The organism is Candidatus Accumulibacter cognatus, assembly GCF_000584975.1.
GTDB classification, from domain to species: domain Bacteria; phylum Pseudomonadota; class Gammaproteobacteria; order Burkholderiales; family Rhodocyclaceae; genus Accumulibacter; species Accumulibacter cognatus.
The window spans coordinates 1-17,864 of sequence record NZ_JDST02000056.1; the positions used below are offsets into that span (position 1 = coordinate 1).

A 17,864-nucleotide genomic window follows, 5' to 3' on the forward strand; every position below is an offset into this window, starting at 1 on the left:
GCCGAAAAGTAAAATTTGTCGGTTTCCCGGGCTCTAAGTCCGACAGGCTGCTAGCCAGGATCAGCTCAGATGCTGCTCGATGAAGCGCTTCACAGCTTCGACACTGACGTCCATGACCGCGACTCGTTGTGGCAGGTTTTCTATACCCTGCAGGCTGGCGGGCCGTTCTGGTTTCCGGCCGAGGGCCTCGACCATGGTTTCCTCGAACTTGACCGGCAAGGCCGTCTCGAGGACAATCATTGGCATTCCAGGTGTGCGTAACTCACTGCCGACCTTGAGTCCATCGGCGGTGTGCGTGTCGATCATCAGACCATACTTTTCGAAGGTTCGGCGGATTGTTGCCAGACGGTCAGCGTGTGTGCTTTTCCCGGAAACAAAACCGAATTCCGGCAGTCTGGCAAAGAATGACGTTCCGGACAAGTCAAAGCTGCGGCCCGCATCGATCTCCAACCACAACTGGCGAACCATGGCCGGGTTGCGGCCAACGAGATCAAAGACAAAGCGTTCGAAGTTTGATGCCTTCGAAATGTCCATCGACGGACTCGAAGTAGCGCAGGTTTCGGCGGCAGCCCGCGGGCGATAGACGCCGGTACGGAAGAACTCGTCAAGAACATCATTCTCATTGGTTGCCAGAACCAGGCGACCGATTGGCAAGCCCATCATGCGTGCGATGTGGCCAGCGCAGATATTGCCGAAGTTGCCTGAGGGTACCGCAAAGGCGACCTGTCGGGCGTTGCTGCCGGTAGTTGCTGCGAAGTACCCCTTGAAGTAGTAGACGATCTGTGCGGCAACCCGTGCCCAGTTGATCGAGTTGACCGCTCCGATCTTGTACTTTGCCTTGAAGGCATGATCATTGGACACTGCTTTGACGATGTCCTGGGCATCATCAAACATGCCGCGTACCGCCAGGTTGTGGATATTCGCATCGTGCAGCGAATACATCTGCGCCCGCTGGAAAGCGCTCATCCGCTCGTGCGGCGAGAGCATGAATACCTGTATGCCTTTCTTGCCGCGCATCGCGTGTTCGGCCGAAGAACCTGTATCGCCCGAGGTAGCGCCAAGGATGTTGATTTCCTCACCCTGCCTGGCCAGAACGTACTCGAACAGATTGCCGAGCAACTGCATAGCCATGTCCTTGAAAGCCAGGGTTGGACCGTTAGACAATTCAAGGATCGCCAGTCCGCCTTCGGCGCGTGCGGAATCCGGCCTTTCGAGCCAGCGTAAGGGGGTAATCTCGCTCGCCTGTGCACTGCTGCGACCGTTGCAGTAAACCCCCGCAGTGTAGGTCCTGGCCAGCAAAGCCTGCAGATCGGCGGCGGGGATATCGTCGATGAATCTGGAGAGCACGGCGTAGGCCAGCTCGGCGTACGACAGGTATCGCCATTGCTCAAGTTCATCACGGCTGACTTGCGGATAGGTCTCGGGCAGATAGAGGCCGCCATCCGGCGCCAGTCCACCGAGCAGGATCTCGGTAAATGTGTGACCAGAGGAACTCAGTGAACTTGCGGTGTAACCCCGAGTCGAGATATAGCGCATGGCAATGACCGTATGGAAGAATCGGATGGAGGACAAGTGGTGAATGGCGAGCAGTCTATCATGCTCTTTCCCTGACACCGGTGCATGCTCGGGTCTCCGATTCCTTGGGTCTCCACACAGGGACAGTTCAACCCGTGACGACGCAATTCTTGCCTGCCCGCTTGGCCGCGTAGGTCGCCACGTCGGCACGTAGAATCGACTGTTCGAGCGATTCGCCACTTTGCTGCACAACGACGCCGGCACTGAAGGTCAGAACGATTTCCTGGCCCGGGATGGCCTGTGCAGCGAGCTGGCGCTGAAAACGGGCAATTGCATTGATCGCCTGGCTGAGTGCCGTTTCGGGCAGCAGCACGACAAACTCCTCGCCACCAAAGCGGCAGAGAATGTCTGATGGACGTAGCGCCGAGCGCATCACCCTGACCAGATGAACCAGTGCTTCGTCGCCCACCTGATGTCCAAGGGTGTCATTCAGCCGCTTGAAATCATCGAGATCGATCAACGCCAGCGCCAATGGGCTGTTATTGCGGCGTGAGCGCGCAGTTTCACGCTGGTAGGCCTCGGCAAAACCGTGGCGGTTAAGTGCACCGGTCAGCGCGTCGGTATGGGCCGCCTCCCGCGCTTCGCTCAAGGCTCTTTCGAGGTCACCGATGCGCAGTTCGGCTGCCAGTAATTCCAGTGCAGTGGCTTCGGGTTTGCGCGTATCGAAACGGCGAACGTGCGCGTGTTGCGCGCGGCCGGAAGCTGCCGGCAGGCACCCGGGCGGCTGTGCCGACGCCAGGGCTGGAAGAGTTGGGCGCCTGTGAAAGCGACGGGATGCGCGCCGGGAAGAATGCACAAGGGATGAGTGGTCATGCTTGAACATTGTGCTTGCTCCGTCAGTACTGTCGGTGAAGTGGGGTAATACCCTCAGAAACGGATGCTCGCTCGAAATCTTGAGAGTGTGTTCGCCCATCACGGATCACTGGCGGTGCCTTGTTTCAGTTGCCAATGTGCATCTGATATTTGGCGCCGTTGGCGAACGAGCAAGTCCCCGCACCCTGATGAGGCGTGTTCATCTGGTACTCGCAGGACATGTACATGCCACCCGAACTGTAGGCGCTCGCGACGCCGCGCTTTTCTTCGTTCGAGACGCGTGTTGCTTCCCCGCTCAGTACTTCACCAAGATAGTTGACCACGAAGCGGCCTTTGCCGGTCATCATGTTGGTAACACTGCCGCTAACGACGCCGGTGTGGGTCGCTTGTTCATTGCTTGGATACAGCCTGACCGTGAGCGTCGCTGGCGTGGCACCTGCCGGCACCGGCAGCGGCGTTCCTGCGGGAGGCAAAGGGTAATGACTATATTGAACCGTGCCGTCAGTCCCCGTCGTGGGCACCACGTAACAGGCGGAAATAATGTATGTTGCCACCACCAGTCCCATGCTGGTTCGCCGGCCAAAGATGTGTGTTCTCTTGTTCATGATGATGATTTCCCTTTCACTTTCATCGAGCACTGACAACAGATCAGCTCAGCAAGCACAGTATAGCGGAGCCCCGGGAAGAATTCTTCACAAGGCGGGCCGCACAGACAACTTGTGTCAATGTCATTGACGTGGATGCCTGGATTCTCCATCCAGCGTGGTTGGGAACCATGTCTGGTATGGGCATGTGCAGGATTGAACGTCAATGGGCCTTGAGGTAGACTGGGATACAGGGTGATCTATGGTCATCAATGAAATCGAGTGACATTGACAGGAAGGATGGTCGGATGGAACGTATCGTCATCAAACACCTTTCGGGCTCCAAAGCAAATCAGGAGATCAGTTTTCCCATTGATCAGGTACCGGAGATCTCGCTTGGACGAGATGCCGGATCGACCGTCGCTTATGACATGGAACGGGACGATGCCGTCAGCCGCAACCATGCCCGGATCACTCGTGATCCTACACAGAGCACGGTTTTCATCCTCACTGATCTCGGTAGCCGTAACGGTGTCTTCGTCAATCAGTCAAGGATCGCCGGTAGCACGCCGCTCCATCATGGGGACATCGTGCAGCTCGGTACCGGGGGTCCGGAATTTAGCTTCCAGATGGACCCGCCACCGGCACTTACTCCAAAGGCGACGCGCCAGATCGATCTCAGGCAAGCGGCACCTACTCGTGAAATTGCCCCAGGGCCAGCGGCGAACGCTGAGGTACGACCGCAACGCGTGCTGCTCAGACACCTGACCGGCTCGAAAGCGAACCAGGAAGTGACCTTCCCGGTCACGCAGACGACTGAAATTACCTTTGGGCGCGACCCTGCAGCCAGCGTCTCCTACGACGCCGAGCGTGACGATACGGTCAGCCGCAATCATGCGACGATCAAGCGCGACGCTCAGCAGAAGGGCTTCACGCTGCTTGACCTCAACAGTCGGAATGGCGTGTTCGTCAACGGTGCGCGCATTCGCGACAATGTCGCTCTGCACCATGGTGACCTGATTCAGTTCGGGGCGGGCGGGCCGGAACTCACGTTCCTGCTCGACCCGCCGCCTGCCGATGCCCTCCGGGCGACACGCCAGTTCGACCCGCGCCAGGCTCCGCCTGCGCAGACCCGCGAGGCGACGATGACCTCGATGGCGCCTACTGCCACCGGTGGCGAGACAGCCGCGTCTTCCGCGACGGCGGCAGGTGCGCGCGGGGTGGGCAAGGAAACGGTGGAACGACTGATTACCCAGACCAAGGCGGAGTCGCGCAAGTCCATGGTCAACATCGTGGCTGCCCTGCTAGCCTTGGTGGCCGTGGTGGCTGGGGTGTTCGTCTTCATGGGCCGGGAAACGGACAAGAAGATCGAGGCCACAACATCCCAGGTCCAGGCTGCAAAATCGCAATCGGAAGCGACTGCGTCGACAGTCAAAGCGATGCAGGATCTGATGACGCCGAAGGAAATTGCCGCAGCGTATTCGGGGTCGACGGTGTACATCGAAGTGAGCTGGAAGCTGATCGACCTGGCTTCGGGACAACCTTTGTATCACCAGTCCTGGGAAGGGAAACCAGCCTACGTGCGGACACCGAAAGGCGACCTGGAGCCTGTGTTGACCGCGCAGGCACAGAAGAACAGCGTGCCGATCGGCGGTAGCCACTCCGGTTCCGGATTTGCTGTCACCGAGAACGGATTCATTCTGACCAATCGCCATGTGGCTGCACCCTGGAAAGCCTACCAGATGTTACCGGCAGGGGTGCGACTCGAGCTGAATCAGAAGAAGGAATTGGTCGCCGTCGAAAATGTTCCCCAACACCGATGGTATCCCGAAAAAAGCGTCTGGTCGCAAACGCCTCTGGGTGAACAGAAACCTGTTGCCGGACGACATGATCGCCTCGAAGTTACTTTCGCCAACAACAAGCTGCGAATTCCTGCGAAACTCGCCAGGGTCTCGGACGAGCATGACGTGGCCTTGATCAAGGTGGACACACCGGCAGCGGTCAAACCGACCGTACTCGCGCCCGAATCGAGCTACGAGGATGTCAGGCCCGGCGATCCGATTACCGTGCTGGGTTATCCCGGAGTTTCGCCCAAGGTATTCTTCGCCGGCAAATCGAAAGACATGCTCGACCCGGGTGGAATGAATATCGTAGACATTCCGGTTCCGACCGTCACACCAGGGTCCATCGGCAAGGTCATACGAGGCACGGTAACGACTGCCAGCGGTGGGAAAGACGATTACTATAGCGCCTCGGATTCCTACCAACTGACTGCCAACGCCACCGGACCAGGTAATAGTGGCGGGCCAGTTTTCGACAATCGTGGGCGGGTCATTGGCCTCTTCTACGCTGGCAACCCGACCATCACCTTTGCGGTACCCATCAAGTTCGCAAAGGAACTGATGGAAGTCAAGGCCGTGCTCCAGTAATATGATTGTGCGCTGACAGCCCATGACCATGCTCGCCAACGCGGCGATTGGCGAATATCGACTGCTCGAATCGCTTGGTGCAGGTGGTATGGGCGAGGTGTACCGCGCGGTACACTCCAGAATCGGACGGATCGTCGCAGTCAAGATTCTTTCGGGTACCGAACCCGGATCAGGTCTGGTCGAGCGCTTTACCAACGAAGCGCGGATCCAGGCTGGGCTGCACCATCCGCACATTGCCGAACTCTATGATTTCGTCGAGTTCGAAGGACGCCCATGCATCATCATGGAGTATGTGGACGGCATCACCCTCCATGACCGGATACAGCGTGCTCGTGCTGGGCTACCGGTGGCCGAGGCGCTGGCCATCTTTCGTGCCGTGGTCGAAGCCATCACCTATCTGCACGAGCGCGGCATCCTTCATCGGGACATCAAGTCCTCGAACATCAAGCTGAGTTCGTCTGGACAGGTCAAGCTGCTCGACTTTGGCATTGCCAAGGATCCCAGCAGCAAGCGTCTGACGATGGCAGGCGGCTGTATCGGCACGATGGATTACCTGGCGCCTGAACAGATCAGGGGCAAGCCAGCGGATGCACGGGCAGATGTCTGGTCGCTGGGCGTCCTGTTCTACGAAATGCTGACTGCCAACATGCCATTCGCCGCCGACTCTGTAGGTGTACTCTGTGAACGCATCAGCCGCGCAGAGTACCCTACTCCGACGCTGGCCTCGCCGATGTCAGACGATCTGCAGCGCATCATCAGGCGCTGTCTGCGCAGCAATGCGTCGGAACGTTATCATGATGCCTGCGAGCTGCTTGACGACCTTAAGCAAATCGGACGATCACCTCCTGCGCAGATGGTAGTAGCGGATCAAGGATTCCGATCAGGGGGGTGGTCGGCCTGGCGGGGACACTGGCCTCTGATCGGCAGCGGATTCCTGCTTGCGGGCGTACTGCTGGCAGGATTCTTATGGAAGATGCGGCCGGAAACCGTGGTGAACTCTCCGCTCACCAGCGCAGGCTCCGAGCCGATGGTTCCTACCGGGCTGCAGGGTGCCGCGCTGAGGGTGGTGCGCATCGGTACGATTGATGGGCCTGCAGATATCTACGAAGATGGCAAACTGCTTGGCACGACGGTGAAAGTATTCGAGAAACAGTATCCGGTAGGGGCCCATGTCATATTGACGCTCAAGCGAGAAGGACATGAAGATGAGCGCGTGGCGTTCGAGGTTCGCCAGAGCGGTAACGAGTTTCTGGCCTGGCAACTCCGACCGAAAGAGAGAAAGTGATCCCATGAGCGATGCGTCCGTATACTATATTTTCCAGACCTGCATGGCCACTGACATCGGTTGCGTGCGAACCAGCAACCAGGATTCGATTGCTTTTGTTTCTCCGGGCGACCCCGATGAACGCAAGAGGCGAGGTGTTCTGGCGGTGGTGGCGGATGGCATGGGCGGGCACAATGGCGGCGAGGTGGCGAGCAAGCTGGCGGTGGATACGATCTGCAGTCATTACTTCGCAGCGCATGATGATGACCCTCTGCATACGATCGAGCAGGCGCTACGGGAGGCGAATGCTGCGATTTTTCGCGCTGCCGAGGCCGACAGGGCGCTCTCGGGAATGGGAACCACGGCGACGGTGCTGGCTCTGTCTGGACGGGGCATGTGGTTTGGGCATGTCGGTGACAGTCGGCTCTACCGTTGCTCACATGGCCAGGTCACGCAATTGACCAAGGATGACACCCTGGTCGAACAACTGGTCAACGAAGGACTGATCTCGCCCGAACACGCACGCTACCACCCTGAGCGCAATGTACTGTTGCGGTCATTGGGCACGCGCCCGGATCTGCGGGTCACCGCCCAGGTCGGCGACCCGCCAGAGGTCGGCGACTACTTCGTACTCTGCTCTGATGGGTTGTACGACTGTGTCGATGCGCCCGAGATTGCCCAGGTGGTCGAATCGTCCGACCCGCAGGTTGCCTGTCGGCGGCTGATCGAACTTGCGCGCGAGCGAGGTGGCAGCGACAACATTTCCGTCGGGATCATTGCCGTTCGGCTTCCCGAGGCCGTGGAGAGACCGATACCGGTAACGCGTGAAATGGTCACTAGCAACCTAGAGGTCAGGTGATGGGCAACCAGGTGATCGGTGATTTCGAACTCGTCGCCAAAATTGGCGAAGGAGGGATGGGTGAGGTTTTCAAGGGCCGCGACCCGATGCTTGAACGCGATGTCGCGATCAAATCACTGCGCCCGGAATTTGCCGCGCGTGCAGACATTCTCGAACGCTTCCGAACCGAGGCAGTGGCCCTGGCACGCCTCAACCATCCGAACATCGCCGGCGTCTACCGGTTTTTCCGGCATGCTGACCAGTACTACATGGTCATGGAATTTGTCGCTGGCGAAACGCTCGACCAGCTCGTCGTTCGACGCGGCGCGTTACCCTGGCAGGAAGCGATACGCTATGGCATTGCCGCGCTGAACGGTCTTGAGCACGCGCACCGTGCAGGTGTGGTGCACCGCGATATCAAGCCTGCCAACATGATGGTGGCAGTGGACGGGTCGCTGAAGTTGATGGATTTCGGCATCGCGCGCATCCTCGAGAAGATGCGCCTGACGCGTAGCGGACATCTGATCGGGACGCTCGAGTACATGTCCCCCGAACAGGTCCAGGGCCGGGATGTGGACGCCCGCTCGGATCTGTACTCGCTGGCCGTGGTTCTTTTCGAGCTGTTGACCGGGCGTGTCCCGTTCTCGAAGGGGACCGACTTCGAAATCATGAAAGCGCAGATCGAGGAGCCGCCGCCTCCACTACGCCAGTTTGCAGGCAGCCTGCCGGTAGTGCTTGAGAACATCCTGTCACGAGCGCTGGCCAAGGATCCTGCGCAGCGCTACCCTGATGCCAGCGCGTTTCGCAACGCGCTGGAGGGAGCGTTATCCAGTCATTTGCCGCCCCCCGACGCGGCTCCCCACCCGGTTCCCGCGACACGCCTGTTTGCTCCGCAGGATGCCATATCTACGGCAGCAGACATTGGCCGATCCGCCAGTATCGCGGAGCCGGAGACCGCCCGGATTGCTGCCGATGCAAACAGGGAAACCATGGGTGCATCGCCAGGACTAGCGCTCTGGAAAAAGTACCCGGGCATTCTGGCCCTGCTTGTTGCGCTATTGATGCTAGGTGGTCTGGGCTGGTGGAGCAGCAGCAAGAAGACTCCTGCGTCACCGGCGGAAGCGTCCAGTGGGCTGGTGCAAAAACCTCCGGCGGGGGCAACGACTGCGCCTTCGTTGCCGCGTAGCGAGCCTGCTGCTGCGGCCACTGTGAACGCATCAACGCTGCGCGAGCCGATGCTACCGGCGAGTACCCTACAATCCGTTCCGACCGAGGTCGGCACGCCAGCCACGATCCCGGCGCCACCACCGGACCCTGTTGCTCGTCCTACTACCGCCAGCCGCGAGCGAGCCAGCCCGGATTCGGGCGAGAAGGTCGCAGTCACCTCAAAGGTGAAGGAAGCCCCTTCACCACGAGCGAATATCCGCAGCGACCGAAATCCGCCGGTCGTCAAGCGTGACGATTCCGGTTCGGCGGGCGGATGGACCATACGAAAATGATCAATCGCTTGCCAACGATCCCGCTACTGCGTGTCCTGCTGCTCAGTTCCGGCACGGTCCTGCTTGCCGCCTGCGCCACTGGCCAGGGTTCCACCCCGATCGACACCATTCAGTCCTGGTTCTCGCGCAAGGATAAAGGAGTGCGCCAGCCTGGTGAAAAGCTTGTCAGCCCTCCTGATGTCGTCTGGAAAGAGCGCAACTGCGCCAGACTGCAACGTCCCTACATTGACATTGACTTGAACGAAATCCTGCCCTCCCGCGTTCCCGCAGGCGAAGAGTTCAATCACCGCATGGTCTATTCGATGTGTCCGCTGCGTACTGGGGAAGGAGTGGTGGGGGACCTTTCCCGCCGCATCACGTTCAAGGGCAACACGGTCTTTGAAGACATTTCACGTCGTTTCGAGATCAAACCCGGCAAGTGGCAGCTTGACGCTTTCATCGGCATTCCGGCAGAGGCCCCCGCCGGTGTCTATGCTCTGGAAGTCGCTTTTTCAGGTGGCTCAGTACGGTTTCAGCGTAGTGCGAATCTGGTGGTCAGCCGACGCTAGGGCCCGGACCATCCAAGTCCCGCCCTGTCGCGATGATTCGCCTGTCCTCCCATTGGCCGTGGCAGGAAAGGCCGAGGCACGGCTCATTGGTGAAGGTGCGAGATGAAATTTATCGACGAGTTCCGTGATGGAAACCTGGCCAGGGGTCTGGCGGCGGCGATGCGGCAGGCAGTGCGGGCGGATCGCGACTATCACTTCATGGAATTTTGCGGTGGGCACACACATGCCATTTCGCGCTATGGGGTCAATGATCTGTTGCCGCCAAATGTGCGCATGATTCACGGACCAGGCTGTCCGGTATGCGTGCTGCCGATCGGACGGATCGACATGGCGATCGCGTTCGCTCGTGACCTGGGCGTCATCCTGTGCAGCTACGGTGATCCCATGCGCGTGCCGGCATCCGGCGGGCTGTCGCTGCTCAAAGCGAAAGCGGGATTGGGCAGGCATGCGGGCAGCGACACCGTCAGCAAGGACAAGCATCGCGGCGAAATCCGGATGATCTATTCGGGTGCCGACGCGCTGGCCATCGCGCAGCAGAACCCTGCCCGCGAGGTGGTCTTCTTTGCCATCGGTTTCGAAACCACGACGCCGCCAACGGCGGTGCTCATCAAACAGGCGCAGGCGCTTGGTCTCGGGAACTTCTCGGTATTCTGCTGCCATGTGCTGACACCGTCGGCGATTGCCAGCATTCTCGAATCACCTGAGGTCCGGCAATGGGGCAGCGTGCGGATCGACGGTTTCATCGGACCAGCGCATGTCTCAACGATCATCGGCACGCGGCCGTACGAGTTCTTTGCCGAGGAATATCGCAAGCCGGTGGTGATCGCCGGCTTCGAACCGCTCGACGTGATGCAGTCGATCCTGATGCTGATCAGGCAGGTCAACACTGATCGGGCGGTGGTTGAGAACCAGTTTACGCGCGCCGTGACGCGCGACGGCAATCGCAAGGCGCAGCGTCTAGTGGCCGAAGTCTTCGAACTGCGTCGCTCTTTTGCCTGGCGCGGACTGGGCGAGCTGCCCTACAGTGCGCTCGGTATCCGCAAGGAATTCGCCAACTTCGACGCCGAGCGCCGCTTTGCGGTTCGCTACCAGGCGGTGGCCGATCATCCGGCCTGCGATTGTGGTGCGATCCTGCGTGGCGTCAAGCGACCGCAGGAATGCCGGATTTTCGGCAGCGTATGCACCCCGGAAAACCCCATCGGCTCGTGCATGGTTTCTTCGGAAGGAGCGTGTGCAGCACACTATTCGTATGGGCGTTTTGCCGACGTAGCGGCGGTGTCATGAAGGACGTCCGCAAGGGCTACATCCGCCCCCTCGATCTGCGGCAAGGCCGTGTCGACATGACGCATGGCAGCGGTGGGCGGGCGATGGCGCAACTGATCGAGGAACTGTTCGCAAGACGGCTCGGCAACGCCTACCTGGGGCAAGGCAACGATGCGGCCGTGCTGCCGATGCCGCCAGGCCGGCTGGTGTTGTCCACCGATGCGCATGTCGTCTCGCCGCTGTTCTTCCCCGGCGGCGACATTGGCTGCCTGGCGGTGCACGGAACGATCAACGACGTCGCGGTGATGGGGGCAAGGCCGCTGTATCTGGCGGCCAGCTTCATTCTCGAGGAGGGCTTCCCGCTCGGCGATCTGGCGCGCATCGTCGAATCGATGGCGCGCGCCGCCAGCGACGCCGGCGTGCCGGTGGCGACCGGCGATACCAAGGTGGTCGAACAGGGCAAGGGAGATGGCGTCTACATCACGACCACCGGCGCCGGCGTCGTCGCCGAGGGCGCCGACTACGCCGGCGACCGCGCCCGCGCCGGCGACCGGATCCTCGTTTCCGGCAGCATCGCCGAACATGGCATGGCGATCATGGCGCAGCGCGAAAGCCTCGGTTTTGCCGCGAACATCGTTTCCGACACCGCCGCGCTGCATGGCCTGATCGCCGCCATGCGCGCGAGTGGGGCGGCCATTCGCGTGCTGCGCGATCCGACGCGAGGCGGGGTTGCGACGACGCTCAACGAGATCGCTCGCCAGTCGGGTGTCGGCATGATGCTGCAGGAGAGCGCGCTGCCGGTCCAGCCCGAGGTGGCCGCCGCCTGCGAGTTCCTCGGTCTCGACCCGCTGTATGTCGCCAACGAGGGTAAGTTGCTGGCGATCGTCGCGCCGCAGGATTGCGACGCACTGCTCGCCGCGATGCAGGCACACCCGCTCGGCCGGCGTGCGGCGGTGATCGGCAGCGTGCATCAGGACGCGCAGCATTTCGTACAGATGACCACGACCTTTGGCGGCCGGCGTATCGTCGACTGGCTGAGCGGCGAACAATTGCCGCGCATCTGCTGAACCGAGATGCGCATCCTCTTCCTCTGCCACGCTTTCAACAGCCTCAGCCAGCGCCTGTATAGCGAGCTGCGCGCGCGTGGGCATCAGTTGTCGATCGAATACGACATCGCCGACGTGGTGGCCGAGGAAGCCGTTGCGCTGTTCCGGCCCGAGTTGATCGTTGCACCGTATCTGCGCCGCGCGATTCCGGAGTCGATCTGGCGCCGCTACTGCTGTCTGGTGGTCCATCCGGGAATCGTCGGCGACCGTGGCCCGTCGGCGCTCGACTGGGCGATTCAGGAGGGCGAGCGGAATTGGGGGGTCACGGTCCTGCAGGCGACCGCCGAGATGGATGCCGGCCCGGTCTGGGCAACCGAAACCTTTCCGATGCGAAAGGTCAAGAAGTCGAGCCTCTATCGCCACGAGGTCACCGAAGCCGCGGTGCGCGCGCTGTTGAAAGCCGTCGAGCGTTTCGTTGTCGGTGGCTTCGTGCCGACGCCGGTCGACGATGCCGACCCAACCATTCCAGGCAGACAGCGGCCGTTGATGAAGCAGGTCGATCGCGCCATTGACTGGCAGTGCGATGAAACGGCGCGCGTGCTGGCCAGGATCAACGCCGCCGATGGTTTTCCCGGCGTCGCCGATCGCTTGTTTGGCGAGCCCTGCCGCCTGTTCGACGCCTGGCCCGAAGAGACCCTATGCACATTACGCCCCGGAGCGCCGGGCGGGGTGATCGCTTGGCGCGAGACCGCGATCCTGCGCGCAACGGTCGATGGCGCGGTATGGATCGGTCACTTGCGCCGCGAGGAACCTGGCAACTCGCTCAAGCTGCCGGCGACGCAGGTCTTTTCAGCAGCACTGGCGACGATTCCGGAAGCACCGCTCGACGGCTATTTCGCTTCGGCCGGGCGTACCTGGCAGGACATTCGCTATGAACAAGCCGGGCGCGTGGGTTTCCTGCACTTCGACTTCTACAACGGCGCCATGAGCACTCGTCAATGCCAGCGCCTGCAGGCAGCTTACGCCTGGGCACGGCAGCAGCCGATCCGTGTGCTGGTGTTGATGGGTGGACGCGACTACTGGTCGAACGGCATCCACCTCTCCTGTATCGAAGCGGCTGAATCGCCGGCGGATGAATCCTGGGCCAACATCAACGCCATCGACGATCTCGCCGAGGCGATCCTGTGCAGCGAGAACCAGATTACGATCGCCGCGCTGCAGGGCAATTGCGGCGCCGGCGGCTGCTTCCTGGCGCGCGCTGCCGATCTGGTCTGGGCACGCGCCGGCGTGCTGCTCAATCCGCATTACCGCAACATGGGCAACCTGTTTGGCTCGGAATACTGGACCTACCTGCTGCCGGCGCGCGTCGGGATGGCGGGAGCGCGGGCGATCATGCACCACCGGCTGCCGATGACTGCCGCCGCTGCGGTCGCTGCAGGTTTGATCGACGCCAGTCTGGCAGGCGATCCCGACGCTTTCCGGATCGATGTCGCCCGCCGCGCCGCCGAACTGGCCATGGCTCCCGACCTCGACGAGCGGCTGCGGGCCAAGCGGGCGAAGCGCCTGGCCGACGAAACGGCGAAGCCCCTAGCGAGCTATCGTGCGGAGGAACTCGCCGAACTGCAGCGCAATTTCTATGGCTTCGATCCCAGTTATCACGTCGCCCGCTTCCATTTCGTGCACAAGACGCCGAATTCATGGACGCCGCGCCATCTGGCGATTCATCGCGATCTCGGCTGGAGCGTGCCGCCATGACCGCCAGGTCGAGGTTGCCGGCGGTACTGGTCGTCGATGACGAGCCGCGCTCGCAGGAAGCCTTGCGACGAACGCTTGAGGAGGACTTCGAAGTGTTTACCGCCGCAAGCGCCGAGCAGGCGCAGCGGATCATGGAAACCGAGTGGGTACAGATCATCGTCTGCGACCAGCGCATGCCGGAAACGACCGGCGTCGAGTTTCTCAAGAGCGTCCGCAGTCGGTGGCCGGATACCCTGCGTATCATCCTGTCCGGTTACACCGATGCCGAGGACATCATTGCCGGGGTCAACGAGGCCGGCATCTACCAGTATCTGATGAAACCCTGGCAGCCCGAGCAACTGCTGCTGACGCTGCAGACCGCGGCCAGGATCTATCGCCTGCAGCAGGAGAACCAGCGGCTCTCGGTCGAGTTGCGCACCGCCGAACCGGTGCTCGCCAAGCGTGTCGAGATCAAGCACGAACGCGCCAAACGCGAGTTGGCTCTCGACGGGCTGGTGCGAACTCCGGAAAGCCCGCTCAATGCGGTCTGTCATCTGGTCGAGAAACTCGCGCCTTTTGACCTTTCCGTCCTGATCAGCGGTGAGTCGGGGACCGGCAAGGAGATGCTGGCGCGTGCCATCCATTACTGCAGTCGGCGTGCCGACAAGGCTTTCGTCGTCGAGAACTGTGGTGCGCTGCCCGATCAGTTGCTCGAAGCCGAGCTTTTTGGTTACAAGCGCGGGGCATTCACCGGCGCCTATGAAGATCGCATCGGCCGTTTCCAGCAGGCTGACGGCGGCACCCTCTTTCTCGACGAAATCGGCGATACCAGCCCGGCGTTTCAGGTCAAGCTGCTGCGCGTACTGCAGGAAGGCGAGTTCCGGCCGCTCGGTGCGGCGCGCCCGCATTCGGTCGATATTCGGGTGGTGGCAGCCACTCATCACGACCTCGAAGCCGACGTGCGCGCTGGCGCCTTCCGCGAGGATCTCTACTACCGGCTGGCAACCGTGACGCTGCACGTGCCGGCGTTGCGCGAGCGCGCGATGGACATTCCGCTGCTCGCCGGCCGCCTGCTCGAAGCCAGTCAGAAGCTGCTCGGCAAAGCGGTCGATGGCTTCACGACCGAGGCGATCGTTTGTCTCGCGGCGTACCGCTGGCCAGGCAATGTGCGCGAGCTGCAGAACGAGATTCTGCGCATGCTGGCGCTCTGTGAATCGCCGCGCCTCGGTGCCGACCTGCTGGCGCCGCGCATCCTGCGCTCGCCGGCGGTCGACCAGCAGGACGACCGCCTGCTCGATCTGATCGCCGTCGATGGCGGGCTCAAGGAGCGGATGGAAGCACTCGAAGCGCGCGTGCTCAAGGAAACGATGATCCGCAGTCGCTGGAACAAGTCGCGGGCGGCGAGCGAGCTGGGCCTGTCGCGCGTCGGCTTGCGCAACAAGCTCCTGCGTTACGGGCTGGAGCGGGCATGAAACTTCTCTGGCTGCAGGCGGCCGGTTGCGGCGGCTGTACGCAGTCCCTGCTCGGTGCCGAGAGTCGCGCCGGGGTACTCACGCAGTTCGCCGACAGCGGTCTCGATCTGATATGGCACCCCGGCCTGTCGGAAGCCAGTGGCGACGAGGCGCGGGCGATCCTGCAGGCGGCCGCCGACGGCCGCCTGCCGTTCGACATCCTCTGCGTCGAAGGCGCGCTGCTGCGCGGACCGAATGGCAGCGGGCGCTTCCAGATCCTGTCCGGCAGCGGCCGCCCGCTGATCGAATGGGTCTGCGAGCTGGCGGCACGCGCCGCCTATGTGCTGGCCATCGGCACCTGCAGTGCCTATGGCGGGATCGTTTCCGGTGGCGAAAACATCACCGGCGCCTGCGGACTACAGTTCGACGGCGATCAGGAAGGCGGCCTGCTCGGCACCGATTTTTGTTCCGGCGCGGGCCTGCCGGTGATCAACGTCGCCGGCTGCCCGACGCATCCCGGCTGGATCGTCGATACCCTGCTCTCGCTGGCCCTTGGCGCCTTGCGCGCGGCCGACCTCGACGCCTGGCAGCGACCGCGTTTCTACACCGAACAACTGGTCCATCACGGCTGCCCGAGGAACGAATTCTACGAATTCAAGGCCAGCGCGCAGAAACTCTCCGACCTTGGCTGCCTGATGGAGAACATGGGCTGCAAGGGCACACAGGCCAACGCCGACTGCAACCTGCGGCCGTGGCATGGCGTCGGCTCGTGCGTGCGCGGCGGCTTCGCCTGCATTTCCTGCACCGAGCCCGGTTTCGAGGAGCCCGGGCATCCGTTCATGGAGACGCCGAAGATTGCCGGCATCCCGTCCGGTCTGCCGGTCGACATGCCGAAGGCATGGTTTGTCGCCCTCGCCGCGCTGTCCAAATCGGCCACCCCGAAGCGCGTCCGCGAGAACTCACGTTCCGACCATCCGCTGATCGCGCCGGGAATCCGCAAGAGCGGTCCGAAGTGACGCGGCGCCTGACCATCGGTCCGTTCAATCGCGTCGAAGGCGACCTTGAAGTGACGCTCGAAGTCTCCGACGGTCGCGTCGCCTCGGCACAGGTCAGCTCGTCGCTCTATCGTGGCTTCGAACACCTCTTGCTCGCCAAGCACCCACTCGACGCGCTGGTGATCGTACCGCGCATCTGCGGCATCTGCTCGGTATCGCAGTCGGCCGCTGCCGCGGCGGCGCTGGCCGACGCGGCCGGGCTGCAGATGCCACCCAACGGCCGCCTGGCCGCCAATCTGATCCTCGCCTGCGAAAACCTGGCTGATCATCTGACCCATTTCTACCTCTTCTTCATGCCCGACTTCGCGCGTGCCGCCTACCGCAAGCGCTCCTGGCATGCCGCGACCGAGCGGCGTTTCCAGGCCAGCGTCGGCGAGGCGCTACGCGAGGTGCTGCCGGCGCGCGCCGACCTGCTGCGCCTGATGGGCCATCTCGCCGGCAAGTGGCCGCACAGTCTGGCACTGCAGCCGGGCGGCACGACGCGGGCGGTGACGGCAACCGAGAAGGTGCGCCTGCTCGCCGTCCTGCGCGAGTTCCGCGCTTTCCTGAGCCGCACCGTCTTTGGCGACGTGCTCGAGAACGTCTCCGCGATCGGCAGCGCCGACCAACTCGCCGCCTGGGCGGAGGGCCGGTCGGCCGATCTGCCGCGTTTCCTCGAAATCGCCCGCGATCTCGGTCTCGCTCGCCGCGGACGCGCCACTGACAGTTTTCTCAGTTACGGCGCCTACGCGCATGGCGACGGCGACGGCCAGCCGCTCTTTGCGCGCGGCGTCTGGCAGGACGAACGCCGGCCCTTCGACGAGCAGGCGATCCGCGAGGACGTGACGCATGCGTGGCTGCACGGCGACCGGCCGCTGCATCCTGGACAAGGGGAAACGCACCCGCTCACCGGCGAGTTTGCCGACAAGGCCGGCGCCTATACCTGGTGCAAGGCGCCGCGTTACGACGGGCGCATCGTCGAGACCGGCGCCCTGGCTCGCCAGATGGTCGCCGGACAGCCGCTACTGCGTGCGCTGGTGGCCGCTGACGGCGGCAGCGTCCTGGCGCGGGTCGTCGCCCGGCTGCTCGAACTCGCCCTGGTGGTGCCGGCGATGGAGCGCTGGGTACGCGCCCTGACGCCGGGCGAGGCCTTCTGTCATCCCTGGCAGTTGCCGGATCAGGCGAGCGGCGTTGGCCTCGTCGAAGCCGCGCGGGGATCTCTGGGCCACTGGCTGCGCATCGAACGTGGCAAGATCGCCGGCTACCAGATCATCGCCCCGACCACCTGGAACTTCTCGCCACGCGATGCGGCGGGCGTTCCCGGCGCACTCGAGCAGGCGCTGGTCGGGTTGCCCGTGGGCCAAGGCGAAAGGGTGCCGCTCGTCGTTCAGCACGTCGTGCGGTCGTTCGATCCGTGCATGGTATGCACGGTGCACTAACTAACAGACTGCTTATATAGCAACTGTTTTAAGCTGATTTCTGTACCGGAGCGGTATTTAGGTATCACGACTGGTATCACATCATTTTGATGTTTACCGCCGTGGTACCTGCCGGCAAATGACAAAGCTGGGCCGGCAATAGCCACAGCCACCCCGGCAATGCAATCAAATGTCGATATCTGTCACGAGCATGACAAATATCGGCACACAAATTCCCATCAACAACATTCAGCCAATTTCCCTGTCAGGCAATTGGCAAAAAAACATTTGTTGTTGGATAAGGAAAAACGTTGAGTTAGTAGTACCACACCGGTATGCGGAAGGCATATCTGGCACGTCAGCTGCTC

14 protein-coding genes are annotated in these 17,864 nt (G+C 62.0%); 11 read left to right on the forward strand and 3 right to left on the reverse strand.

What is annotated here, in order from left to right:
* Positions 1-60: 60 nt before the first annotated feature.
* From thrC to AW06_RS10845, 3 genes are all read right to left on the reverse strand, one after another.
* Entirely contained in the window at positions 61-1,536 is a 1,476-nt protein-coding gene (gene thrC / locus AW06_RS10835) for a threonine synthase (protein WP_034949847.1), read from the reverse strand.
* Between the two features lie 127 nt (positions 1,537-1,663).
* A complete protein-coding gene (locus AW06_RS10840; RefSeq protein ID WP_273704606.1) occupies positions 1,664-2,398 on the reverse strand; it encodes a GGDEF domain-containing protein in 735 nt (244 codons plus the stop codon).
* A gap of 115 nt (positions 2,399-2,513) precedes the next feature.
* A complete protein-coding gene (locus AW06_RS10845) occupies positions 2,514-2,993 on the reverse strand; it encodes a hypothetical protein (protein ID WP_034949852.1) in 480 nt (159 codons plus the stop codon).
* A 287-nt stretch (positions 2,994-3,280) separates the two neighbouring features.
* Between AW06_RS10845 and AW06_RS10850 the strand changes: the two genes are divergently transcribed.
* The 11 genes from AW06_RS10850 (at position 3,281) to AW06_RS10900 (ending at position 17,517) form a co-directional block, all read left to right on the forward strand.
* Positions 3,281-5,401: an FHA domain-containing protein gene (locus AW06_RS10850; protein WP_034949699.1), complete on the forward strand. Its 2,121-nt coding sequence runs from the start codon at positions 3,281-3,283 to the stop codon at positions 5,399-5,401.
* Between the two features lie 22 nt (positions 5,402-5,423).
* On the forward strand, positions 5,424-6,686 hold the full coding sequence (locus AW06_RS20405) for a serine/threonine-protein kinase (protein WP_273704607.1): 1,263 nt from the start codon (positions 5,424-5,426) through the stop codon (positions 6,684-6,686).
* A gap of 4 nt (positions 6,687-6,690) precedes the next feature.
* Positions 6,691-7,524 (forward strand): Stp1/IreP family PP2C-type Ser/Thr phosphatase, encoded by an 834-nt coding sequence (locus AW06_RS10860; RefSeq protein WP_046535366.1) that lies wholly within the window; start codon positions 6,691-6,693, stop codon positions 7,522-7,524.
* Positions 7,524-9,002, forward strand: coding sequence for a serine/threonine-protein kinase (locus tag AW06_RS20410; RefSeq protein ID WP_273704608.1), 1,479 nt, complete (start codon positions 7,524-7,526; stop codon positions 9,000-9,002). The genes AW06_RS10860 and AW06_RS20410 overlap by 1 nt, the downstream gene beginning before the upstream one ends.
* Positions 8,999-9,550, forward strand: a complete 552-nt coding sequence (locus AW06_RS10870) for a hypothetical protein (protein ID WP_034949702.1) — start codon at positions 8,999-9,001, stop codon at positions 9,548-9,550. The genes AW06_RS20410 and AW06_RS10870 overlap by 4 nt, the downstream gene beginning before the upstream one ends.
* A gap of 102 nt (positions 9,551-9,652) precedes the next feature.
* A complete protein-coding gene (gene hypD / locus AW06_RS10875) occupies positions 9,653-10,834 on the forward strand; it encodes a hydrogenase formation protein HypD (RefSeq protein WP_034949705.1) in 1,182 nt (393 codons plus the stop codon).
* A complete protein-coding gene (gene hypE / locus AW06_RS10880) occupies positions 10,831-11,880 on the forward strand; it encodes a hydrogenase expression/formation protein HypE (RefSeq protein ID WP_034949708.1) in 1,050 nt (349 codons plus the stop codon). The genes hypD and hypE overlap by 4 nt, the downstream gene beginning before the upstream one ends.
* A gap of 6 nt (positions 11,881-11,886) precedes the next feature.
* A complete protein-coding gene (locus tag AW06_RS10885; protein ID WP_034949711.1) occupies positions 11,887-13,614 on the forward strand; it encodes a hydrogenase maturation protein in 1,728 nt (575 codons plus the stop codon).
* Positions 13,611-15,065 carry a sigma-54 dependent transcriptional regulator gene (locus AW06_RS10890; protein WP_034949714.1) on the forward strand — a complete coding sequence of 485 codons (1,455 nt, stop codon included), beginning with the start codon at positions 13,611-13,613 and terminating at the stop codon, positions 15,063-15,065. Before AW06_RS10885 ends, AW06_RS10890 begins: the two co-directional genes overlap by 4 nt.
* Complete coding sequence (locus AW06_RS10895) at positions 15,062-16,060, forward strand: HupU protein (RefSeq protein ID WP_034949717.1); 999 nt, start codon at positions 15,062-15,064, stop codon at positions 16,058-16,060. The genes AW06_RS10890 and AW06_RS10895 overlap by 4 nt, the downstream gene beginning before the upstream one ends.
* Positions 16,057-17,517, forward strand: coding sequence for a nickel-dependent hydrogenase large subunit (locus AW06_RS10900; RefSeq protein ID WP_034949720.1), 1,461 nt, complete (start codon positions 16,057-16,059; stop codon positions 17,515-17,517). Before AW06_RS10895 ends, AW06_RS10900 begins: the two co-directional genes overlap by 4 nt.
* The last annotated feature ends 347 nt before the right edge of the window (positions 17,518-17,864 follow it).